We start from the raw sequence: 21,043 nt of genomic DNA, 5'->3' as shown, positions 1-21,043 counted from the left end.
TCGCCAAGCGCTGGAAGGGTTCCTGCCCTCCGGCTCGCTCGATCTCTTCTTCGACCGCATGGAGCGTCTGGCATGAACGCGATGACCGACCCGATGGAGCTGATCGAGGCGGGGATCCCCGTGCATGACGCACGCTCCCTGACCGATGGCGGAACCCAGGCCCGGATCCTTCTCGACGGGCAGATCTACTGCCTCCGCATCACCCGCGCCGGCAAACTGATCCTGACGAAATGAAGTCCGGGCGCGGGACGGCGTGGCCGCCCGCCCCCTCCAGACAGAGAACCGCCATGAAAGCACGCCTTCTCGCCCTCGCCACCGTTGCGCCCTGCGCGCTCCTGCCGCTCCCCGCGCTCGCGGTCGAGCGGTCGGAGGTCGTCGAGACCTATGCCGACATCGCCGAGGCGACCTATGCCGACAGCCTCGCCACGGCGCGGGAGCTGCAGACGGCGGTGAAGGCGCTCGTCGACCAGCCGTCCGAGGCCGCGCTCATGGCTGCGCGCTCCGCGTGGCTGGCCGCGCGGGTGCCCTACCAGCAGTCCGAGGCCTTCCGCTTCGGCAATCCGATCGTGGACGACTGGGAGGGCAAGGTGAACGCCTGGCCGCTCGACGAGGGGCTCATCGACTATGTGGATGCAAGCTACGGCGGCGCCACCGAGGAAAACGACCTCGCGGCGCTGAACGTGATCGCCACGCCGAAATTCACCCTGTCGGGCACCGAGATCGACGCGACCGAGATCACGCCGGAGCTCATCTCGGGCACGCTGCACGAGGCGGACGGGATCGAGGCGAACGTGGCCTCGGGCTATCACGCCATCGAATTCCTGCTCTGGGGTCAGGATCTGAACGGGACCGAAGCGGGCGCCGGCGACCGGCCCTTCACCGACTATGCGAAGGGCGAGGACTGTACCGGCGGCAACTGCGACCGGCGCGCGGCCTATCTCGTGGCCGCGACCGACCTTCTGGTGAGCGACCTCGATTACATGGCCGCGCAATGGGCCGACGGCGGTGCGGCGCGCGTGGCCGTCAACGAGGATCCCGGCAAGGGCCTCCGGGCGATGCTCACCGGCATGGGCAGCCTCTCCTACGGCGAGCAGGCGGGCGAGCGGATGAAGCTCGGGCTCATGCTGAACGACCCCGAGGAAGAGCACGACTGTTTCTCGGACAACACCCACAACAGCCACTATTACGACGGGCTGGGCATCCGGAACGTCTACCGGGGCCATTATGCCCGCGTCGACGGCAGCACGGTCGAGGGGCCGTCCCTGTCCGATCTGGTGGCCGAGGCGGATCCCGAGCTCGACAAGGTGCTGACGGGCCAGCTCGACGCCACGGTGGACCGGCTCGACGCGCTGCGGACGGCGGTCGCGGGCGGCATGGCCTATGACCAGATGCTCGCGCCCGGCAATGCCGAGGGCGAGGCGCTCATCATGGGCGCCGTCGATGCGCTGGTGACGCAGACCGCCTCGATCGAGCGCGCCACCACCGCTCTGGGCCTCACGGGCGTGGCTTTCGAAGGATCGGACAGCCTCGACAATCCGAACGCCGTCTTCCAGTGACCTCGACCTTGCCGGGCCGCAACCTCCGCAAGGGGCGGCCCGGATAGAACAGGCGGAAAGCAACCCCGCCGGGAGAGACCGATGATCGTCTGCCACTGCATGGGCATCACCGACAAGGACATCCGCTCCGCCATCGACTGGATGCGCGCCTCGGACCCCGAGACCATCGTCACTCCCGGCAAGATCTACCGCGCGCTCGGCAAGCGGGCCGACTGCGGCGGCTGCATGCCCCATTTCCTTGACACGATGCGGAAGTGCGACAGTTTTGAGGTGCCAGTGAACCTGCGCGGCCTCCGCCGCGCCACAACCGCAGGAATGAACGGGAATGCAGGGTGACGCAAAGGTCATTGAATATCTGAACGCGGCGCTCCGGTCGGAGCTGACCGCCGTCAGCCAGTACTGGCTGCATTACCGGCTTCAGGAAGACTGGGGCTTCGGCAGCATCGCCCACAAGTCGCGCAAGGAAAGCATCGAGGAGATGCACCATGCCGACAAGCTCATCCAGCGCATCATCTTCCTCGGGGGCCATCCGAACCTGCAGCGACTCAACCCGCTGCGCATCGGCCAGACCCTGCGCGAGACGCTCGATGCCGACCTTGCCGCCGAGCACGATGCCCGCACCCTCTATATCGAGGCGCGCGACCACTGCGAGAAGGTGCGCGACTATCCCAGCAAGATGCTCTTCGAGGAGCTGATCGCCGACGAGGAAGGCCATATCGACTATCTCGAGACCCAGATCGACCTGATGGGCTCGATCGGCGAGCAGAATTACGGGATGCTCAACGCGAAGCCGGCCGACGAAGCCGAGTGACGCCCGGCGCGGCTTTGCCGCCGGCCCCCGGGGTCGGCTGCGCGCGGTGTGCCGACCGTTTGCGGCCGGCATGCCGGCCTCCCTCTCCGGCGAGCCTCCCGGGCGCGAGCGAGGCCTCTTTTTCCGATTGAAAGACTCGGGGAATGGCGCGAGACAGGCGGGGAAAGGATTCCACTCCATGTCCCGTTTGCCCGTTCTGCTCAGTTTCCTGGCCTTTCCCGTCGCAGCCGAGCCGCTCGATCCGCCGAACCTGACCGTCGTGCCGCGGACGGCGGCCGAGGCGGCGCGGATCGCGGGCGTCCTCGCACCGCCCACCGACTTCTCGGCACCGGAGGCCTTCGAGGCGATGCCCGGCGGGGCCGCGAGCGTGCGCGCGCGCGACACGGCGGATGCCTTCTCGCTCTCCTCGGGCAACATGCCCTTCGAGCGCGAGATGGATTTCAAGCTCGGCAACGGGCTCTTCCGCAAGCTCTGGGTGGCCTCGCCCTCCTCGACGCAGGCGTCCGACGGGCTCGGGCCGCTCTACAATGCGCGCGGTTGCCAGAACTGCCACCTGAAGGACGGGCGCGGCCATGTGCCGGAGGGCCCCGGGGACGATGCGGTCTCGATGTTCCTGCGGCTCTCGGTGCCGGGCGGGCCCACGCCCGAGGGGATCGAGGAGTGGATCGCCACCAGCGCCGAGCCCACCTACGGCGGCCAGCTTCAGGACTTCGCCGCCCCCGGCCTCGCGCCCGAGGGCCGGATGCGGATCGACTGGCAGGAGGTGCCGGTCACGCTCGGCGACGGTACCGTGGTGACGCTGCGCAAACCCTCCTACTCTATCGAGGATCCGGGCTACGGGCCGTTGGCGGCCGGTGTGATGCTCTCGCCCCGCGTCACGCCGCAGATGATCGGTCTTGGGCTTCTCGAGGCGATCCCCGCCGCCGACATCCTCACCCATGCCGATCCGGACGACCGGGACGGCGACGGCATCTCGGGCCGGCCGAGCTTCGTCTGGTCGGCCGAAGCCGATGCGCCGATGCTGGGCCGCTTCGGGCTCAAGGCAGGCGCACCCACCGTTCTCCAGCAATCGGCCGCGGCCTTCTCGGGCGACATGGGCATCGCGAACGCACTCTTCCCCGAGCCATGGGGGGAATGCACCGAGGCGCAGGCCGCCTGCCGTGCAGCACCCCACGGGATCGAGCCCGGCAAGCGCGACAATCTCGAGATCGACCGCACGGGCCTCGCGCTGACCGCCTTCTATGCCCGCAACCTCGCCGTGCCCGAGCGGCGGCGGGTCGAGCATCCGCAGGTGCTGCGCGGCAAGCAGCTGTTCCACGAGGCGGGCTGCCCCGCCTGCCATGTGCCGAAATTCGTGACCCATCGGCTGAAGGACCAGCCCGAGCAGAGCTTCCAGCTGATCTGGCCCTACACCGACCTTCTGCTGCACGACATGGGCGAGGGGCTGGCCGACGGGCGTCCCGAGGGCCGCGCCACCGGGCGCGAATGGCGTACCGCGCCCCTTTGGGGGATCGGGCTCACCGAGCAGGTGAGCGGACATGCCAACTTCCTGCATGACGGCCGCGCCCGCTCCATCCTCGAGGCGGTGCTCTGGCACGGCGGCGAGGCCGAGGCCGCCAGGGCCCGCGTCATGGCCCTGCCCGCCCCGGATCGTGCCGCCCTTGTTGCCTTCGTGGAGGATCTCTGATGCGTCCCGCCCTCTCCGCCCCCCTCTGGGGCCTGCTCGCCCTTCTGGCCGCCGTGCCGCTCCGCGCGGGCGTGCCCGAGGCGGTGAACGAGACCATCCTACCCGGCTATGAGGGCTTCACCGCCGCCACCGCAGCCCTCGACACGGCCGCCCGCGCCGACTGCAGCGCCGAGGCGCTGAAGGCGCCCTGGAACGCGGCCTTCGACGCCTGGATGGCTGTCTCGCATCTGCGCATCGGGCCGTCCGAGACCGACGGGCGCGCCCTCGCCATCGCCTTCTGGCCCGATCCGAAGGGCAGCGGCGCCCGCACGCAGGCACGCCTCCTCGAGGCGGCCGACCCGGACCTCCTCGCGCCCGAGCGGTTCGCCGAGGTCTCGGTGGCGGCCCGCGGCCTCTTCGCGCTCGAGCGGCTGCTCTACGATCCGGCCTTCGCCGGCGACTATGCCTGTGCGCTCACCCGCGCGACGGCGGCGGATCTGGCCCGCATGGCCGCCGATCTCGAGACGGACTGGCGCGAGACCTTTGCACCGCTCGTGCTGACGGCGGGCAGAGACGGCAACGACCGTTTCCTGACCGAGGCCGAGGCGCGGCAGGCGCTGTTCACCCAGCTCATGGCGGGGCTCGAATTCACCGCCGACCAGCGGCTCGGCCGCCCGCTCGGCAGCTTCGACCGACCCCGGCCCGAGCGGGCCGAGGCGCGGCTCTCGGGCCGCAGCCTGCGCAATGTCGAACTGTCGCTCGCCGCCCTCGAACGGCTGGCGCTGGCGCTGGCCCCCGACAGCCCGCGCAGCCGCGAGGGTTTCGATCAGGCGCGGTCGCGGGCAGCCCGTCTCGACGATCCGCGCTTCGACGCTGTGGCGGACCCTTCGGGACGGCTCCGGGTGGAGATCCTGCAGCAGCGGCTGCATGCGCTCCGCGATGTGCTCTCGGCCGAGGTCGGCGGCGCCCTGGGCGTGAGCGTGGGCTTCAACGCCGCGGACGGAGACTGAGATGGCCACGCGACGCCACATCCTCGCCGGCCTCGTCGCCTCGGCCCTGCCGCGCCTCGGCTGGGCCGACGCGGGCAGCCCCGCCTTCCTCGCCGCCGCGCGGATGCCCTCGGGCGACTTCGCGCTGCACGGCCTGACCGAGGCGGGCGCGATGCTCTTCGCGATCCCGTTGCCCGCGCGGGGCCATGCTGCCGCCGCCCATCCGACTCGGGCCGAGGCGGTGGCCTTCGCCCGCCGCCCCGGCACCTATGCGCTGGTGATCGGCTGCGCGAGCGGCACGCTGCGCGCCCGCCTGACGCCGCCCGACGGGCGGCAGTTCAACGGCCACGGCGCCTATTCCGCGGACGGGTCCCTGCTCTACACTTCGGAGGTGGTGGCCGAGACCTCCGAGGGCGTGGTGGGCATCTGGGATACCGCGGCATGGCACCGCGTGGACGAGTTTCCCTCGGGCGGCATCGGCCCGCACGAGCTGCGCCGGATGCCGGGCTCGGACAATCTGGTGGTGGCCAACGGCGGCATCCGGACCGATCCGCAGGACCGCAGCAAGCTCAATGTCGAGACGATGCGCCCGAACCTCTCCTACCTCTCGCCCGAGGGCGCGCTTCTGGAACAGGCCGAACTGCCCGAGGAGCTGCGGCAGAACTCGATCCGCCACCTTGCGCTGGCCGAGGACGGAACGGTCGCCTTCGCGATGCAGTGGGAGGGCGATCCGGCCGAGCCGGTGCCGCTGCTGGGCCTGCACCGCCGCGGCGAGGCGTTGCGGCTCTGCCCCCCGCGCGAGGAGGATCTCTTCGCCATGCGCGGCTATGCGGGCTCCATCGCCCGCTCGGAGGGGATGATCGCGCTCACCTCGCCGCGGGGCGGGGTCGTCCAGCTCCATGCCGAGGACGGCGCGCCGCTGGCCACGCTGGCGCGGCCCGATGCCTGCGGTGTGGCGCCGCTGCCGGGCGGCTTCCTCGTGACCGATGGCGGTGGCGCGATCACCCGCCTCACGCCCGAGGGCTTCCGTCCGCTCGAGCGCACCGCGGCCGCCTGGGACAACCACCTCGTGCGGATCTGACGGCCGCAGCGTCCGCGGGAGGACCGCCTCGGGCGACACCCTGGCCCCCGACCTCCGGGCGTGCCGGGGCCTGCGCCCCCGAGGACCGGCCTTGGCCGAGGGGTTCTTCCTCGCATTTTCCAGCTCCCGCACACACTCCGGGAGCGGCCGCCGGCAGCGCCATCCTCTTCGGGCGCCGGCGGTGCCTGCGCCACCATCTCGTGAGAGCGCGGGCTCTGGCGTCCCGGATCCGCCGTGCTACCTCTGGGCCAGCCGGCGGGGGCTGCCGGAAGGAAGGTGTGGACGGTGCGGGTGAAGGATCCTTCGGACAAGCTGCTCTCGCTCGAGGGCGTGACCAAAAGCTACGCGACCGGCGAGGGGCCGGTGCAGGTTCTGGCCGGGGTGGACCTGACGCTCGCCGCGGGCGAGAGCCTCGCGCTGACGGGAGAGTCGGGCAGCGGCAAGAGCACGCTCCTGCATCTGGCGGCCGGGCTCGATGCGGCGGACGCGGGCCGGATCGTCGTGGCGGGCCATGATATCTCGCAGGCCGGCGATGCCGAGCGCGCGCGTCTGCGGCGGGGCACGGTCGGGCTCGTCTTCCAGCAGTTCAACCTGATCCCCTCGCTCGACGTGGCGGCCAATCTTGCCTTTCAGTCCCGCCTCGCCGGTCGGCACGATCCCCAATGGCAGGCCGAGCTGGCCGAGACGCTGGGGCTTGCCGCCTGCCTGCACCGCTATCCCGAGCAGCTCTCGGGCGGCCAGCAGCAGCGGGTGGCCATCGGCCGGACGCTTGCCGCCCGCCCCCGCCTCGTGCTGGCCGACGAGCCCACCGGCAACCTCGACGAGGCCACGGGCGATGCCGTCATGGCGCTTTTCCTGCGCCTCGTGAGCCAGACGGGCGCCGGGCTTCTGATGGTCACCCATTCGGCCCGCCTCGCGGGGCGGCTTCAGGGCCGGGTGCAGCTCTCGGCGGGGCGGGTCGCATGAGCACCGCGCTGGCGGCGCTGCTCTCGCACTGGCGGCGGAGCCCGCTGCAGCTTGCGATGCTGCTTCTGGGGCTCGCGCTCGCCACGGCGCTCTGGTCGGGGGTGCAGGCGATCAATGCCGAGGCACGGGCGAGCTATGCCCAAGCCGCGGCGACGCTCGGGCAGGATCGGCTGAGCCGGATCGCGGCCGAGGGGCCTGTGCCGCAGGAGACCTACGTCGCCCTGCGCCGGGCAGGCTGGCGCGTCTCGCCGGTGGTCGAAGGGCGGCTGCGCATCGACGAGCGGCGGAGCCTGCGCCTGATCGGGATCGACCCGCTGACCCTGCCCGCCCCGGCCCGGCAGGTCGAGTTCGGCGAGGGCGACGCGCTGCTGCCCTTCCTGACCGCGCCGGGGCTGATCTTCGCCGACCCCGAGACGCTGGCGCGGATGCAGGGCGCGGAGCTGCCGCCGATGCGCGCGGCCGAAGGGCTGCCCCCCGGCACCGGGCTCATGGATATCGGGCAGGCGCAGAGGCTTCTGGGCATGGAGGGGCGGATCTCGCATCTCCTCCTCGATCCCGCGGCGCCGCAGCCGGGGCCCCTGCCCGATGGGCTACGCCTCATCCCGCCCGACAGCGAGAGCGACGTGGCGCGGCTCACCGACAGTTTTCACCTGAACCTCACCGCCTTCGGGCTTCTCTCCTTTGCCGTGGGCCTCTTCATAGTCCATTCCGCCATCGGGCTCGCCTTCGAGCAGCGCCGCCCGATGTTTCGAACCCTCCGCGCGCTTGGCGTCACGGCACGGACGTTGATCGGACTTCTCTTCGCGGAACTCCTGCTCTTCGCGCTACTCGCGGGCGCGGCCGGCCTCCTGCTCGGCTATCTGGTGGCGGCGCTGCTGCTGCCCGATGTGGCGGCGACCCTGCGCGGCCTCTACGGCGCCGAGGTGCCGGGCACGCTCGCCTTCCGCCCGGGATGGGCCGCGGCCGGGCTCGGGATCGCGCTTCTGGGCACCCTCGTCTCCTCGGCCCAGAGCCTCTGGCGCGTGGCCCATCTGCCGCTACTGGCCCCCGCCCAGCCCCGCGCCTGGGCCGTGGCCTCCGAGCGGGCGCTCTGGCGGCAGGCGATGGCGGCGGTGGGCCTCCTGATCCTCGCGGGCGTCCTCCTGCTCTGGGGCCGGGGGATCGTCGCGGCCTTCGTGCTGCTCGCGGCGCTGCTTCTGGGCGCAGCGCTCCTGTTGCCCGTGCTGCTCGCGGCCCTCCTGCGGGGGGCGCAGGGGCTCGCACGCGGGCCCATCGCGCAGTGGTTCTGGGCCGACACGCGCCAGCAGCTGCCCGGCCTCTCGCTCGCGCTGATGGCGCTCCTCCTTGCGCTTGCGGCCAATATCGGCGTTGGCACCATGGTCTCGAGCTTCCGGCTGACCTTCACCGGATGGCTCGACCAGCGCCTCGCCTTCGAGCTCTATCTCAGCGCCCCCGATCGGGACACCGCGGACCGGGTCGTGCGCTGGCTCGAGCCGCGGGCCGAGGCGGTGCTGCCCATCGTGCGGGCCGAGACCGAGGTGCTGGGCCAGCCCGCGCAGCTTTACGGCATGGCGGACCATCCGACCTACCGCGAGAACTGGCCGCTGCTGGCCGAGGTGCCGGGCGTGTGGGACCTGCTCGCGGGCGGCGACTGGGCGCTCGTCAACGAACAGCTCGCCCGCCGCGAGGGGCTGGAGCCGGGCGATCCGATCCGCCTGCCGGGCTGGCAGGGGCGGATCGCGGCCGTCTACAGCGATTACGGCAACCCTTCGGCGCAGGTGATCCTGGGCCTCGACCGTTTCTTCGCGCTGCACCCCGAGGCCGAGCGGCGGCGCTACGGCATCCGCGTGGCCCCCGACCGCGCGGCCGCGCTGGCCGAGGAGATGCGCACGGCCTTCGATCTGGGCGACGAGGGGCTGATCGATCAGGCGAGCCTCAAGGGCTTCTCGCTGCAGGTGTTCGAGCGCACCTTCGCCGTGACGGCCGCGCTCAATGTGCTGACGCTGGGGGTGGCGGGGCTTGCCATGTTCGCAAGCCTCATGGTCCTGTCGGGGATGCGGCTGCCGCAGCTGGCCCCCGTCTGGGCCATGGGGCTGACCAAGGCGCGGCTCGCGCGGCTCGAGATGCTCCGCACGCTCCTTCTGGCGGCAGGCACGATGGCCGCGGCCCTGCCGCTCGGGCTGGCCCTCGCCTGGGTGCTGCTGGCGGTGGTCAATGTGCAGGCCTTCGGCTGGCGCCTGCCCATGCATGTCTTCCCGCTCGACTGGCTCACGCTCGGCACGCTGGCCCTCGTGGCCGCGGCGCTCGCCGCCGCCGTGCCGGTGCGGCGCCTGGCCCGGCTGCGGCCGGCCGACCTCCTGAGGGTCTTTGCCAATGAACGCTGAGAGGCTTTCCCCCTTCCGCTTCGCCCTTCGCATCGCGGCGGCGATCCTTCTCGTGACGCTCGGCCACACCGCGCCCGCAGGGGCACAGGGCTTCGCCGGCCTCGGCGCCACGGCCGAGGGCTTCGCCACGCCGCAGCGGGGCCGGCCGCTCGTCTTTCCGCGCGATCACGGGCCCCATCCCGAGTACCGCATCGAATGGTGGTATCTGACCTCGGTCCTGACCGGCGAGGACGGGCGCGACTACGGCATCCAGTGGACGCTGTTCCGCTCGGCGCTGGCCCCGCACGAGGGGGCGGGCTGGGAGAGCCCGCAGCTCTGGCTCGGCCATGCGGCCCTGACCACGCCCGACCGGCATTTCGTGGCCGAGCGCTACGGGCGCGGCGGGATCGGGCAGGCGGGCGTGACGGCCGAGCCCTTCGAGGCCTGGATCGACGACTGGCACATGACCGGCACCGCCTCCCCCGGCGCGGATGCGCTGTCGGCGCTCTCGCTCGCCGCCTCGGGATCCGGCTTTTCCTACGATCTGCGGCTCAAGGCCGAGGGTCCGCTCGTCGCGCAGGGCGAGCAGGGCTATTCGGTGAAGTCGGCGGCGGGGCAGGCGAGCTGGTACTATTCCCAGCCCTTCTACCGGGTCGAGGGCCGGATCGAGGTGGAGGGCAAGAGCATCGCGGTCACCGGCAAGGCCTGGCTCGACCGGGAATGGTCCTCGCAGCCGCTCGCCGAGGACCAGACCGGCTGGGACTGGTTCTCGCTCATGTTCGACGACGGGGCCCGGCTGATGGGCTTCCGCCTCCGCGACGGCGGAGAGGGCTACACCAGCGCCACCTGGATCTCGCCCGAAGGCCGGCCCGAACCGATGCCGCCCGGCGCCCTCCAAGTGACGCCGGGGCGCGCGGCCGAGGTGACGGTGCGGAAGATCCCGGTGGAATGGCGGGTGGCACTGCCCGAGAAGGGGCTCGATGTGACGGTGGAGGCCATGAACGACCGCGCCTGGATGGACACCTCCGTGCCCTACTGGGAAGGCCCCATCGCGATCCGGGGCAGCCATACCGGGCGGGGCTATCTCGAGATGACCGGCTACTGAACAGCGACTAACCGCGATGCTGCACTCCCGGCCTCTTTGCCCGTCACGGTCGTCTTTAAAAGCCTCGGTGTGGCGCCGGGCGGGATGGCAGGCCGGGCGGCTCATCCGGCGAGCGCCCGGCAGGCGCACAGTGGTATCGGTCGGGGCCCTGACCCGGAGCGCGCCATCCTTCTGGGCGGAGCCTCGGCCCGGCGCATGGGCGAGGCGGAAAAGCGTTTGTCTCGGCCCCGGCTCTCTGGATAACATGGCCGTTACGGCTGTTCGGACGCTGGGCGGCTGTGGCGCCCCCGCCGCGGCCCCGAGATTCATTGACAGAGACATTTGCTTCAGGACTTTTCAGCATGAGAACCGCAGTCATCATCCCCTTCTATCAGCGGGAGGCGGGGATCCTCTCTCGCGCGCTCGACTCGGTCGATGGGCAGATCCTTCCCGAAGGCCATAGCCTCACCGTCTTCGTCATCGACGACGAGTCCCCCGTGTCCGCCCGGTCCGAGGTCGAGGGGCGGCAGGGCAAGGTTCCCGTGCGGCTGATCGCCCAGAAGAACGGCGGCCCCGGCGCCGCGCGGAACGCGGGGCTCGATGCCGTGGCGGCAGAGGGCTTCGACCATGTGGCCTTCCTCGATTCCGACGACATCTGGCAGCCCACCCATCTCGCGGATGCGCTCGATCTGCTCGCGCGCGGCTACGACTTCCATTTCTGCGACCACCAGCGCACCGACGACGACATCACCTATTTCGAGCGCACCCCCGCCCTGCGCCGGATGCGCGAGGAGCGGCACGCGGGCGTCACCGTGCTCGATGCCGAGGCGCCGATCCTGGCCTTCGACCAGCCCTCGATCATGGCGGCGTCGGTCGATACCTACCTCAGCCAGACCTCGACGGTCGTGGTGCGGCAGAGCTTCGTCGAGACGCTGCGCTTCGACCCGCGGCTGCGGAACGCCGGCGAGGACCAGCTCTTCTGGCTGTCGCTGATCGCGGCCGGGGCGCGCACCGTCGTGTCCTGGAAGATGAACGTGCTCTGCGGCCGGGGCGTGAACGTCTATTTCGACGCGTTCGACTGGAAATCCACCAAGGTGGTGGACCGCACCGGCTACATGCTGATGTTCTTCCACACGGTCGGCCGGCGGCTCTCGCTGACGGCGTCCGACCGCCGGACGGTGGCCGACCGCATCCGCCGCTATCGCCGCGCCTACAGCTACCTCTTCCTGCGCGCGCTCCTGCAGGGCCGGGTGCCGACGCTCTCGCTCACCTGGAAGCTCGCGGCGCTGGACCCGGGGCTCGTGCCCGCCATGCCGCTGCGGTTCCTGGCGGTGCTGCCCAACCGCGAGGCCGAGAGCCTGCAGTGGTAGAGCGGGGCCTCGGGCTCCGCGGCCGGGCGCGGGCTCGCGTGCCGGCCACGGATGCGCCGATGCCCGGAGGCGGATGCCGAGGGCTCACCTGATCCAAAGGCCGACCCGAGGCGCGCCGGCCGCTGCTGCTCATGCTCTGCCCAGAGCCGGGCGGGGGCCGCCGTAGCCGCCGGAAGAGGTCAGATACGAGGCCCCGGAACGGTCCCCGCCGGGAAAGGCCGGCGGGGTGAGACGGTCAGTCCCAGATCTTCCAGGGGGCCTTGCCCTTCTCCCACAGACCCTGCAGCAGCGTCTTGTCGCGCAGCGTGTCCATGTTCTGCCAGAAGCCTTCGTGGCGGTAGACCGCGAGCTGGCCGTCGCGGACGAGGCCCTGCAGCGGCTCTTCCTCCCAGACCGTGGCATCGCCGTCGATATAGTCGAAGACCGAAGGTTCGAGGACGAAGAAGCCGCCGTTGATGGTCTGGCCGTCCATCATGCTCTTCTCGCGCAGCCGGTTGACCCGCGTGCCTTCCGACAGGTCGAGCGCGCCGAAGCGGCCGGGCAGTCGCACGGCGGTGACGGTGCCTGCCACGCCCTGCTCCTTGTGGAAGGCCACGAGGCTGCCGATGTCGATGTCCGAGACACCGTCGCCATAGGTCAGGCAGAAGGTTTCGTCGCCGATATGCTCGCGGATGCGCTTGATCCGCCCGCCGGTCATGGTCTCGAGCCCGGTATCGACCATCGTCACGCGCCACGGCTCGGACACGGGACGGTGCAGCTCGATCTGGTTCGAGCGGACGTCGATCGTGATGTCGCTGTTGCGGTGGAAGTAGCTCAGGAAATAATCCTTGATCATGTGACCCTTGTAGCCGCAGCAGATCACGAAATCGGTGATCCCGTGCGCGGCGTAGATCTTCATGATGTGCCACAGGATCGGCCGACCGCCGATCTCGACGAGGGGTTTCGGGACGATGCCCGTCTCCTCGCTCAACCGCGTTCCATAGCCACCCGCAAGCAATACGGCCTTCATGCAAATGCTCCTGTCAATCTTCGGTCGGAATGAAACCCGGGGTCTGTCGCGGCGGTCCGGGCGGCCCGCTGAAACGGGTCAGAGAAGTGTATCTGCCACCTCGCGCGACAGTCGGCGGGCTGCCGGCCACTGCATGTGAAAGGCATCCCAGAAATCGGCGTCCTCGAAGGAAGGATCGCCGAAGAAGTCGATAAGCCGGATCCCCCGGCTGCGCGCGAAGCTCTCGATCCGCTCGGTCGCCCGCGTGGTGGCCGGGTGGAGGTCGGAATAGCGCGGCGCGACCGGGGTCATCACCAGCGTGAAGGTCACGCCCCGCGCCGTGAGATCGCGGTTCAGCCCGTCGAGCGCCTCGAGGCAGGCGGGATCGAGCGCGATCTCGTCGTAGCGCAGGTCGTAGCCCACCTCGGTCGGCAGCATCGAGGGCGTCGTGCCGTGCCGGTCCAGCCAGTAGCCGAAGGCATCGTAGGGCTTCAGCCGCTCGGACCGCCGCCGCGCCTGCAGGACGTAGCGGAGGGGGGCGAAATAGCGCATGTAGAACCAGGCTTCCGGCATACGGCCGCGGACGTAGGAGGCTGCATCCTCGAGATCCATGATCCGCCCTTCTCCCGCGCAGGTGCCGTAGTCGGGCAGCGCGCTCAGCATCACCACCTGCGAGATCCGGGGATAGAGGTCCAGATAGAAGCGGGTGAAGGTTCGGATCTCATGCACCTGAAGATAGGCCGTGCCGCCGTTCACGAAATTGCCCACCCGGCCGTCGAACGGCGCGCCGTCGAGATGCTTCCATGTGATGGAGGACCCGATAGCAAGGACATCCACCGGCTCCCGCCCGCGGTCGCGCAGATATTTCAGCTTCTCATCGGTCGCGATGCTGCCCGAGATCGCGGGCGGCGGCATCTTGTCGGGCCAGATCGCCGCAGCCGCCGTGAAGGCCGCCGCTAGTGCACCTGCCATCAGGACCATGCCTGCGGCGGCGGACAGAATATAACTTCTCATCCCAAGCTGCCTTCAATCTCAACAAACCGCGCCCGGCCTGAGGAAAGGCCCACCGACAAATCGGCGCCGGGTCACTCCGGGAAAGATACGCGCCCTTGGCCGCAGAGCGAGCGCTTTCTTGAGGCGGAGGAAAAAAAGTTCGATTGGGGAACAAAGCTCGTGGTATCCTGCTTCCTATAGGCTCTACCCCCGGCTGCGCCCGCATTTGCAGCTCCGTTTTTTTGATCAACGACTTGCGGCGGCTTCGCTGCGACATGAATTCGATTCGAGGCGCAATTTGACGATAGCGTTCGATTTCACCGTGACCACCGATCGGATGGAGGCCTTTCGCTCCATCAGCGGGGACGACAATCCCATCCACTTCGACACCTTCTTCGCCCGCGAAAGGGGATTCGACGGCCCCATCGTCTATGGCGGCCTGCTGATCGCCGAAGTGTCCCGGCTGCTCGGCACGGCGCTGCCGGGGCATGGCTGCGTCTGGCAATCGCTGACGATGAAGTTCCGCCGGCCGCTCCTCGTGGGCGAACGCGCGCAGCTCGAGGCCGAGGTGAAGCACGAGACGCCGCCTCTCGGCATCCGGCTCATCCGCCTGACGATCTCGGCCGGCGGCCGGCGCATCGCCGAGGGCGAGGCCATGACCCTGCTGCCCGAACCGCGGTCTGCCCGCGAGGCGGCCGAGTGACCGGTGGGCTCCTCGTGACGGGCGGCAGCGGCGCCATCGGTGGCGCACTCTGCCGGATCGCGGCCCGGCAGCACCCGGTGTGGGTCGGCTACGGCGCGGGGGCCGGACGGGCCCGGGCCCTTGCCGCCGAGATCACGCAGGCGGGCGGACGGGCCGAGCCGCTGGCGCTGCCGCTTCAGGATCCCGCAGCGCTCGAGACCGCGCTGGCAGCACTTCCCGAGCCGCCCGCGTCACTCGCGCTCTGCGCCTGGCCCGCGCCCTTCGTGGCGCCCTTCGGGCGTCAGGGCGAGGATCTGGCGCTTCAGGCGGCGGCGCTTGCCGGCTGTCACGCGCTGATCGCCACGGCCTGGCGGCTCTGGTGGCGGCGCGCGGGCGGCGGGCATGTGCTGGCCGTCCTGTCGGCCGCGTCCGAGCCGCCCGTGGCCCGCCACATGGCCGCCTATGTGGCGCAGAAGGCGGCGCTGCGCGCCCTGCTCGCGGCGGCCGCCGCCGAACTGGGGCCCGCGGGGCTGCGGGTGAGCGTGGTGGCCCCCGGCTTCGTCGAGACGCCGATGCTCGGCGCCTTCGACCCGCGCCTGCTGGAGCGCGCCCGGGCCGACGCCGGAGGCAGGTTCCTGTCCCCTGAACGCGTGGCGCAGGCGCTCGTCGCCGCGCTCGACGCACCGCCCCCCGCCGGGACGGTGCAGGACATTCATCTGGCTGAGGAGGTGGAGAGCGATGAAAAGCAAACCGCTTGAACTGCACTGGCTGCCGGTCGCGGCGGATTTCGAGGGCGATCTGGCCCGGGCCCGCACACGGGCTGCCGACGATCCGCCCGAGGCCTGGCGCGCCCTGCGGCATCTGGCCGGGCACCGCATCGACTTCCTCCAGACCACCCGGATCGAACGGGCTCTCCGCACGGCCAAGGCCCCGCCCGAAGTGCCGCGGCTGCGGCTCGCGCTTCTGGGCTCCTTCACCGTCGAGCATCTGGTGCCGGGTCTGACCGTGGGCGCGCTCCGCCGCGGCCTCGCGCTCGAGGTTCATGTGCCGCCCTACGGTCAGTGGCGGCAGGCGATCCTCGATCCCGCCTCCGAACTGGCGGCCTTCAGGCCCGATGCGGTGCTGATCTGCTCCTGCGAGACGGATCTCGTGCCGCAACTGCCGCTGGCCACCCCGCCCGATGAGGTGGAGGCGGCGCTCGAGGCGAGCCTGTCCGAGACCGTCCACCGCTGGCGCGCGCTTCGGGCGATAGGCGCCGCGGTGATCCAGCAGCTTCCGGTGCCGACGACCGATCCGGTCTTCGGTCATCTCGACCGGCTGATCCCCGCCGCGCGCCGGGCCATGGTGGCCGAGATGCAGCACCGGCTGATCCGCGCCGCCCGCGAGGAGCGGGTGCTGATCCTCGATCCGGTCGCCGCGGCCGAGGCCGAAGGGCTCGACGCGCTGCAGGACCGGCTCATGTGGCTCCATGCCAAGCAGCATGTGAGCCCTGCGGCGGGGCCGTGGTTCGGCGATCAGGTGGCGCGGATCCTCGCCGCCATGCGCGGCCTGACCCGCAAGGTGCTGGTGCTCGATCTCGACAACACGCTCTGGGGCGGGGTGATCGGCGACGACGGCATCGAGGGGATCGTGATCGGCGAGGGCTCGGCGCGGGGCGAGGCCTTCAAGGCCTTCCAGCTCTATTGCCGGGCGCTGCGCGAGCGGGGCATCCTGCTTGCCGTCAGCTCGAAGAACGATCCCGAGCGCGCGCTCGCCGCCTTCGATCATCCCGAGATGGTGCTGCGCCGGTCGGACTTCGCGGCCTTCGTGGCCAACTGGGAGGACAAGGGCCAGGGCCTGCAGCGCATCGCACAGGAGCTGAACCTCGGGCTCGAGGCGCTGGTCTTCTTCGACGACAACCCGGCCGAGCGGGCGCTTCTGCGCGAACAGTTCCCGGCCGTGGCCGTGCCGGAAGTGCCCGAGGAGCCCGAAACCTACATCCGCTGCCTTGCCGCCGCCGGTCTCTTCGAGGCGGTGGGCTACACGCCCGACGACGCGCTGCGGGCCGAGCAATATGCGGCCAATGCCGCGCGGCGCCAGCTCGAGGTGGTGGCTCCCGACATGGAGAGCTTCCTCGCCGGGCTCGACATGGAGATGCAGGTGGGGCCGGTGCAGCCCGTCGATCTAGTGCGGGTGACGCAGCTCATCAACAAGACGAACCAGTTCAACCTGACCACCCGGCGCTACACCGAGGCAGAGGTGGGGGCGATGATCGGCGATCCGGGGATGCTCACCTTCTGCGTGCGGCTGAAGGATCGGTTCGGCGACAACGGCATCGTCTCCGTGGTGCTGGGCCGGCTGCGCCCCGATGGGGAGGGCGGCCAGCTGTTCGAGGTGGACACCTGGCTCATGAGTTGCCGCGTGCTGGGACGAAGGGTCGAGGAGGCGGTGGCCGCCGTCATCGCGCGCGCCGCCCGGCAGGCCGGCGCCTCGACGGTCGTCGGCTGCTACCGGCCGACGCCCAAGAACGGCATGGTCGCCGATCTCTTCCCGCGGCTGGGCTTCGCGCCGGCGGGCGCCGACGGCCTTGCGGCGCTCTGGCGGCTCGATCTGGCTGTGCCGCCGCCGCCCCCGCCGCATATCCGGCTGACCGAGCGCGGCGTGACCCACTGACCCTGCCTCCGGCGGCGCGCTCCGCCGCAGGCGACCGACGACGAACCCGAGGAGACCTTCATGACCGACCCCGAGATTTACGACGGCCTGACCTCCATCCTCCGGCAGGTGTTCGACGATCCCGAGCTGGTGGCCACCCCCGACCTCTCCGCGCATGACGTGGCCGAGTGGGACAGCTTCAACCACATCAACATCGTCGTCGCCTCCGAGATGCGCTTCGGCGTCTCGTTCAGGTCGTCCGAACTCGAAGATCTGAAGAACGTCGGTGATTTCGTGGCCCTGATCCGGGACAAGAAGGCCGCCTGATGCTGTTCCACAGCCCGGAGTTCCTGTTCGCCTTCCTGCCGTTGAGCCTTCTCGGCTATTATCTCCTGGGCAGGCTTCCGAACAAGCTCTGGGCCGTGGGCTGGCTGGTTGCGGCTTCGCTCTTCTTCTACGGCTGGTGGAACGTCGCGTTCCTGCCGATGCTGCTGATCTCGCTGGGGCTGAACTACCTGCTCGGGATCATGCTGGTCGAGACGCCGCGCCGGTGGCTCCTGCTTGCGGGGGTGGCCGCCAATCTCGCGGCCATCGGCTTCTTCAAATATGCGGGCTTCCTGGTCGAGATCCTGAACGCCCTGACCGCGGCGGACGTGCCGGTGCCGCACATCCTGCTGCCGCTCGCGATCTCGTTCTATACCTTCCAGCAGATCGCCTATCTGGTGGATTGCCACGAGGGCCGGATCGGGCGGCCGAACCCGATCCGCTATGCGATGTTCATCACCTTCTTCCCGCAGCTGATCGCCGGGCCGATCGTGCATTACCGCGAGATCGTGCCCCAGATCGAGCGGGACGAGACCTTCCGCATCGATCAGGCCAAGCTGGTGCTGGGCTTCACCGTCTTCTGCTTCGGACTGTTCAAGAAGATCGGCATGGCCGACACGCTGGCGCCACTCGCCCAGCCGCTCTGGGATCTGGCCGCGGGGGGCGAGGCCGCCTATCTCGCCTTCGCCTGGCGGGGCGCGGTGGCCTTCGCGCTCCAGCTCTATTTCGACTTCTCTGGCTATTCCGACATGGCCATCGGCCTCGGGCTCATGTTCGGGATCCTGCTGCCCTTCAACTTCGACTCGCCCTACAAGTCGCAGACGATCATCGAATTCTGGTCGCGCTGGCACATCACGCTCACGCGCTTCCTGACGGCCTATCTCTACAACCCGATCACCAAGACCGTGATGCGCCGGCGGATGGAGCGCGGCCAGCCGGTCTGGAATCCCCGCAAGCCGCAGGTGCTGCCCTTCCTCGTGATGCTCGCTTTCCCGACGCTGGTGACCATGGGCCTTGCCGGGGTCTGGCACGGGGCGGGCTGGCAGTTCATCGTCTTCGGGCTGCTGCACGGGGCCATGCTGGTCGCGAACCACGGCTGGCGCGCGACCTCAGCGGGACGGGCCCGGATCCCTGCGCCGCTCTCGTCGCTCCTGTCGCCGGTCAAGGTGCTGGTGACCTTCCTTGCGGTGACGGTGAGCTTCGTCTTCTTCAAGTCGCCCACCCTCACCGACGCCCTGACGGTGGTGCGTGGCCTCGCCGGGATGGGCGAGCACGGCGGCTATCTCTATCTCGGCGATACGGTGGTGGTGCTGTTCGGGCTCTTCATCATCTGGGCGCTGCCGAACACGCAGGAATGGGTGGGGCTGAAGGCCCACACCGCGCCGAAGGCACCCGCGCGCGAGCGGGCCCGTTTCGCCGCCTTCTACTGGAAGCCCTCGCCGACGCACGGGCTGATGGTGGGGGCGGTGCTCTGCATCACCCTGCTGCGCATCTTCGGCAGTCCGCCCGCCGAGTTCCTCTATTTCGCCTTCTGACCCGAAGGCCCGCGGAGCGCCGGCAGGAGGGTCTCCTGCCGGCGCTCGCCTCACAGAACGTAGCGGCTGAGGTCGCTGGAACGCGCCAGTTCGCCGAGGTTCTTCTCGACATAGGCCGCGTCCACCGTCACCTCCTCGCCCGAGCGGTCGGGGGCATGGAAGGACAGTTCCTCGAACACCCGCTCCATCACCGTATAGAGCCGCCGCGCGCCGATGTTCTCGACGGACCGGTTGACCTCGGCCGCGATCGAGGCCAGCGCCGCGATCCCGTCCTCGGTGAAGGTGATGCCCACCTTCTCGGTCTGCATCAGCGCCTTGTATTGCAGCGTCAGCGCATTGTCGGTCTCGGACAGGATGCGGACGAAATCCTCTTCGGTCAGCGCGCGCAGTTCCACCCGGATCGGCAGGCGGCCCTGAAGCTCAGGGAGCAGATCCGAGGGCTTGGCGATATGGAAGGCGCCCGAGGCGATGAAGAGGATATGGTCGGTCTTGACCGGCCCGTATTTCGTCGAGACGGTCGTGCCTTCGATCAGCGGCAGCAGGTCGCGCTGCACGCCCTCGCGGCTGACGTCCGCCCCGCGCATGTCGGACCGGGCGCAGACCTTGTCGATCTCGTCGATGAAGACGATGCCGTTCTGCTGCACCGCCTCGAGCGCGGTGGCCTTCACCACCTCGTCGTCCAGAAGCTTGTCGGCCTCCTCGTTCATCAGGATGTCGTGGCTTTCGGCCACGGTCATCTTCCGGCGCTGGGTGCGCCCGCCGAAGGCCTTCCCGAAGATCTCGCCGAGGTTCATCATCCCCATCTGGCCCTGCCCGGTGGGGTCGAGCATCTGCATCGGGTTCGACGTATCGGCGACGTCGATCTCGATCACCGTGCTGTCGAGCTCGCCGCGCTTCAGCTTGCCGCGGAACATCTCGCGGGTCTGCTCGCGCGCATCGCGCCCGGCGACGGCTTCGATCACGCGGTCCTCGGCGGCCTTCGCCGCGCGGGCCTTCACATCCTCGCGCATCCGGGCGCGGGTCTCGACGATGGCCGCATCCACCAGATCGCGGATGATGCTGTCCACGTCGCGGCCGACATAGCCCACCTCGGTGAACTTCGTGGCCTCGACCTTCAGGAAGGGCGCCTTGGCCAGCCGGGCCAGACGGCGCGAGATCTCGGTCTTCCCGACGCCGGTCGGGCCGATCATCAGGATGTTCTTGGGATAGACTTCGTCGCGCAGGTCGTCGGCCAGCTGCTTCCTCCGCCAGCGGTTGCGGAGCGCCACCGCCACGGCGCGCTTCGCCTCCTTCTGGCCGATGATGAAGCGGTCGAGCTCCGAGACGATCTCGCGCGGGGTCAGGTCGGTCATTTCGAGATACGCTCCACCGTCAGATTGCCGTTCGTGTAGACGCAGATGTCGGCCGCGATCGCCATGGCCTTGCGGGCGATCTCCTCGGCCGGCAGGTCCGTGGCCATCAGGCCGCGGGCGGCGGCGAGCGCGAAGTTTCCGCCCGAGCCGATGGCCGTCACGTCATGCTCGGGCTCGAGCACGTCGCCCGCGCCGGTGAGGACGAGAAGCGTCTCGCCGTCCGTCACGATCAGCATCGCCTCGAGGTTGCGCAGATACTTGTCCATGCGCCAATCCTTCGCCAGCTCGACGCAGGCGCGGGCCAGCTGGCCGGGCGCGGCTTCCAGCTTCTTTTCCAGCCGCTCGAGCAGCGTGAAGGCATCGGCGGTCGAGCCCGCGAAGCCTGCCACCACCTCGTGCCCGCCGGGCGAGAGCCTGCGGACCTTGCGCGCCGTGCCCTTGATGACCGTCTGGCCGAGGCTCACCTGCCCGTCGCCCGCGACGACGACCTCGCCACCCCGGCGCACGGCGAGGATGGTCGTGCCGTGCCACCCGGGAAACCTGTCTTCTGCCATGAAACCCTCCGTTTGCGCCTATATGGAGTCGCCGATCCGGGGGCACAACCCGTGCGGCGGCCGCCCGCCGGACCGGCGGCGTTAAGCGCACCTTAGCC

Annotated in this window: 20 protein-coding genes; 16 read left to right on the top strand and 4 right to left on the bottom strand. The window is 70.0% G+C overall.

All coding sequences use genetic code 11. The annotated features are described in order from the left end of the window. The first annotated feature begins 72 nt into the window (after nt 1-72). From hemP to RSP_RS00610, 11 genes are all read left to right on the top strand, one after another. Nucleotides 73-234 carry a hemin uptake protein HemP gene (hemP, locus tag RSP_RS00660; RefSeq protein ID WP_002722279.1) on the top strand — a complete coding sequence of 54 codons (162 nt, stop codon included), beginning with the start codon at nt 73-75 and terminating at the stop codon, nt 232-234. A 53-nt stretch (nt 235-287) separates the two neighbouring features. Then, nucleotides 288-1,556 carry an imelysin family protein gene (locus tag RSP_RS00655; RefSeq protein WP_011336824.1) on the top strand — a complete coding sequence of 423 codons (1,269 nt, stop codon included), beginning with the start codon at nt 288-290 and terminating at the stop codon, nt 1,554-1,556. Nucleotides 1,557-1,637: 81 nt separating this feature from the next. Beyond that, nucleotides 1,638-1,892, top strand: a complete 255-nt coding sequence (locus RSP_RS00650; RefSeq protein WP_002722276.1) for a (2Fe-2S)-binding protein — start codon at nt 1,638-1,640, stop codon at nt 1,890-1,892. Next, nucleotides 1,882-2,367 carry a bacterioferritin gene (bfr, locus tag RSP_RS00645; protein ID WP_011336823.1) on the top strand — a complete coding sequence of 162 codons (486 nt, stop codon included), beginning with the start codon at nt 1,882-1,884 and terminating at the stop codon, nt 2,365-2,367. Before RSP_RS00650 ends, bfr begins: the two co-directional genes overlap by 11 nt. Before the next feature lie 178 nt (nt 2,368-2,545). Next, entirely contained in the window at nt 2,546-4,054 is a 1,509-nt protein-coding gene (locus tag RSP_RS00640; RefSeq protein WP_011336822.1) for a di-heme oxidoreductase family protein, read from the top strand. Beyond that, the gene (locus RSP_RS00635; RefSeq protein ID WP_011336821.1) at nt 4,054-5,043 is read left to right on the top strand and encodes an imelysin family protein; all 990 of its coding nucleotides are present in this window, start codon (nt 4,054-4,056) and stop codon (nt 5,041-5,043) included. The genes RSP_RS00640 and RSP_RS00635 overlap by 1 nt, the downstream gene beginning before the upstream one ends. Before the next feature lies 1 nt (nt 5,044). Further along, complete coding sequence (locus RSP_RS00630; protein ID WP_011336820.1) at nt 5,045-6,103, top strand: DUF1513 domain-containing protein; 1,059 nt, start codon at nt 5,045-5,047, stop codon at nt 6,101-6,103. 276 nt (nt 6,104-6,379) lie between these two features. Then, nucleotides 6,380-7,069 carry an ABC transporter ATP-binding protein gene (locus RSP_RS00625; protein ID WP_017140035.1) on the top strand — a complete coding sequence of 230 codons (690 nt, stop codon included), beginning with the start codon at nt 6,380-6,382 and terminating at the stop codon, nt 7,067-7,069. Beyond that, a complete protein-coding gene (locus RSP_RS00620; protein WP_011336818.1) occupies nt 7,066-9,453 on the top strand; it encodes an FtsX-like permease family protein in 2,388 nt (795 codons plus the stop codon). Before RSP_RS00625 ends, RSP_RS00620 begins: the two co-directional genes overlap by 4 nt. Beyond that, nucleotides 9,443-10,537: a lipocalin-like domain-containing protein gene (locus RSP_RS00615; protein ID WP_011336817.1), complete on the top strand. Its 1,095-nt coding sequence runs from the start codon at nt 9,443-9,445 to the stop codon at nt 10,535-10,537. Before RSP_RS00620 ends, RSP_RS00615 begins: the two co-directional genes overlap by 11 nt. Nucleotides 10,538-10,878: 341 nt before the next feature. Continuing rightward, nucleotides 10,879-11,886, top strand: coding sequence for a glycosyltransferase family 2 protein (locus tag RSP_RS00610; protein ID WP_002722268.1), 1,008 nt, complete (start codon nt 10,879-10,881; stop codon nt 11,884-11,886). A 235-nt stretch (nt 11,887-12,121) separates the two neighbouring features. On the opposite strand, the gene rfbF is transcribed toward RSP_RS00610, so the two are convergent. Both rfbF and RSP_RS00600 read right to left on the bottom strand, forming a co-directional pair. Then, nucleotides 12,122-12,895: a glucose-1-phosphate cytidylyltransferase gene (rfbF, locus tag RSP_RS00605; protein WP_002722266.1), complete on the bottom strand. Its 774-nt coding sequence runs from the start codon at nt 12,893-12,895 to the stop codon at nt 12,122-12,124. Nucleotides 12,896-12,973: 78 nt separating this feature from the next. Beyond that, complete coding sequence (locus tag RSP_RS00600; protein ID WP_011336816.1) at nt 12,974-13,888, bottom strand: hypothetical protein; 915 nt, start codon at nt 13,886-13,888, stop codon at nt 12,974-12,976. A gap of 277 nt (nt 13,889-14,165) precedes the next feature. Here RSP_RS00600 and RSP_RS00595 point away from each other — a divergent pair, with 277 nt between their 5' ends. From RSP_RS00595 to RSP_RS00575, 5 genes are read left to right on the top strand one after another with little or no spacing between them, the layout of a single operon-like run. Beyond that, a complete protein-coding gene (locus tag RSP_RS00595) occupies nt 14,166-14,570 on the top strand; it encodes a (R)-hydratase (protein WP_011336815.1) in 405 nt (134 codons plus the stop codon). Beyond that, complete coding sequence (locus RSP_RS00590) at nt 14,567-15,307, top strand: SDR family NAD(P)-dependent oxidoreductase (RefSeq protein ID WP_011336814.1); 741 nt, start codon at nt 14,567-14,569, stop codon at nt 15,305-15,307. Before RSP_RS00595 ends, RSP_RS00590 begins: the two co-directional genes overlap by 4 nt. Next, the gene (locus RSP_RS00585) at nt 15,288-17,201 is read left to right on the top strand and encodes an HAD-IIIC family phosphatase (RefSeq protein WP_011336813.1); all 1,914 of its coding nucleotides are present in this window, start codon (nt 15,288-15,290) and stop codon (nt 17,199-17,201) included. Before RSP_RS00590 ends, RSP_RS00585 begins: the two co-directional genes overlap by 20 nt. 60 nt (nt 17,202-17,261) lie before the next feature. Beyond that, nucleotides 17,262-17,507 (top strand): acyl carrier protein, encoded by a 246-nt coding sequence (locus RSP_RS00580; RefSeq protein WP_011336812.1) that lies wholly within the window; start codon nt 17,262-17,264, stop codon nt 17,505-17,507. After that, a complete protein-coding gene (locus RSP_RS00575; protein WP_011336811.1) occupies nt 17,507-19,039 on the top strand; it encodes an MBOAT family O-acyltransferase in 1,533 nt (510 codons plus the stop codon). The genes RSP_RS00580 and RSP_RS00575 overlap by 1 nt, the downstream gene beginning before the upstream one ends. Nucleotides 19,040-19,089: 50 nt before the next feature. Here RSP_RS00575 and hslU read toward each other — a convergent pair whose 3' ends face one another. Both hslU and hslV read right to left on the bottom strand, forming a co-directional pair. Further along, the gene (gene hslU, locus RSP_RS00570; RefSeq protein ID WP_011336810.1) at nt 19,090-20,391 is read right to left on the bottom strand and encodes an ATP-dependent protease ATPase subunit HslU; all 1,302 of its coding nucleotides are present in this window, start codon (nt 20,389-20,391) and stop codon (nt 19,090-19,092) included. Continuing rightward, a complete protein-coding gene (hslV, locus tag RSP_RS00565) occupies nt 20,388-20,945 on the bottom strand; it encodes an ATP-dependent protease subunit HslV (protein WP_002722250.1) in 558 nt (185 codons plus the stop codon). The genes hslU and hslV overlap by 4 nt, the downstream gene beginning before the upstream one ends. Nucleotides 20,946-21,043 lie beyond the last annotated feature (98 nt).

The organism is Cereibacter sphaeroides 2.4.1 (assembly GCF_000012905.2).
GTDB classification, from domain to species: Bacteria; Pseudomonadota; Alphaproteobacteria; order Rhodobacterales; family Rhodobacteraceae; genus Cereibacter_A; species Cereibacter_A sphaeroides.
This window is presented reverse-complemented; position numbering and strand designations above follow the sequence as displayed.

Bases quoted from the DNA above. Each gene is read 5' to 3' on its own strand.
- RSP_RS00635 (WP_011336821.1), top strand. From the start codon at position 4,054: ATGCGTCCCGCCCTCTCCGCCCCCCTCTGGGGCCTGCTCGCCCTTCTG.
- hslV (WP_002722250.1), bottom strand. From the start codon at position 20,945: ATGGCAGAAGACAGGTTTCCCGGGTGGCACGGCACGACCATCCTCGCC.
- RSP_RS00615 (WP_011336817.1), top strand. From the start codon at position 9,443: ATGAACGCTGAGAGGCTTTCCCCCTTCCGCTTCGCCCTTCGCATCGCG.
- bfr (WP_011336823.1), top strand. From the start codon at position 1,882: ATGCAGGGTGACGCAAAGGTCATTGAATATCTGAACGCGGCGCTCCGG.
- RSP_RS00610 (WP_002722268.1), top strand. From the start codon at position 10,879: ATGAGAACCGCAGTCATCATCCCCTTCTATCAGCGGGAGGCGGGGATC.
- RSP_RS00630 (WP_011336820.1), top strand. From the start codon at position 5,045: ATGGCCACGCGACGCCACATCCTCGCCGGCCTCGTCGCCTCGGCCCTG.
- RSP_RS00620 (WP_011336818.1), top strand. From the start codon at position 7,066: ATGAGCACCGCGCTGGCGGCGCTGCTCTCGCACTGGCGGCGGAGCCCG.
- RSP_RS00600 (WP_011336816.1), bottom strand. From the start codon at position 13,888: ATGAGAAGTTATATTCTGTCCGCCGCCGCAGGCATGGTCCTGATGGCA.
- RSP_RS00585 (WP_011336813.1), top strand. From the start codon at position 15,288: ATGAAAAGCAAACCGCTTGAACTGCACTGGCTGCCGGTCGCGGCGGAT.
- hemP (WP_002722279.1), top strand. From the start codon at position 73: ATGAACGCGATGACCGACCCGATGGAGCTGATCGAGGCGGGGATCCCC.
- RSP_RS00640 (WP_011336822.1), top strand. From the start codon at position 2,546: ATGTCCCGTTTGCCCGTTCTGCTCAGTTTCCTGGCCTTTCCCGTCGCA.
- rfbF (WP_002722266.1), bottom strand. From the start codon at position 12,895: ATGAAGGCCGTATTGCTTGCGGGTGGCTATGGAACGCGGTTGAGCGAG.
- RSP_RS00650 (WP_002722276.1), top strand. From the start codon at position 1,638: ATGATCGTCTGCCACTGCATGGGCATCACCGACAAGGACATCCGCTCC.
- RSP_RS00575 (WP_011336811.1), top strand. From the start codon at position 17,507: ATGCTGTTCCACAGCCCGGAGTTCCTGTTCGCCTTCCTGCCGTTGAGC.
- hslU (WP_011336810.1), bottom strand. From the start codon at position 20,391: ATGACCGACCTGACCCCGCGCGAGATCGTCTCGGAGCTCGACCGCTTC.
- RSP_RS00655 (WP_011336824.1), top strand. From the start codon at position 288: ATGAAAGCACGCCTTCTCGCCCTCGCCACCGTTGCGCCCTGCGCGCTC.
- RSP_RS00580 (WP_011336812.1), top strand. From the start codon at position 17,262: ATGACCGACCCCGAGATTTACGACGGCCTGACCTCCATCCTCCGGCAG.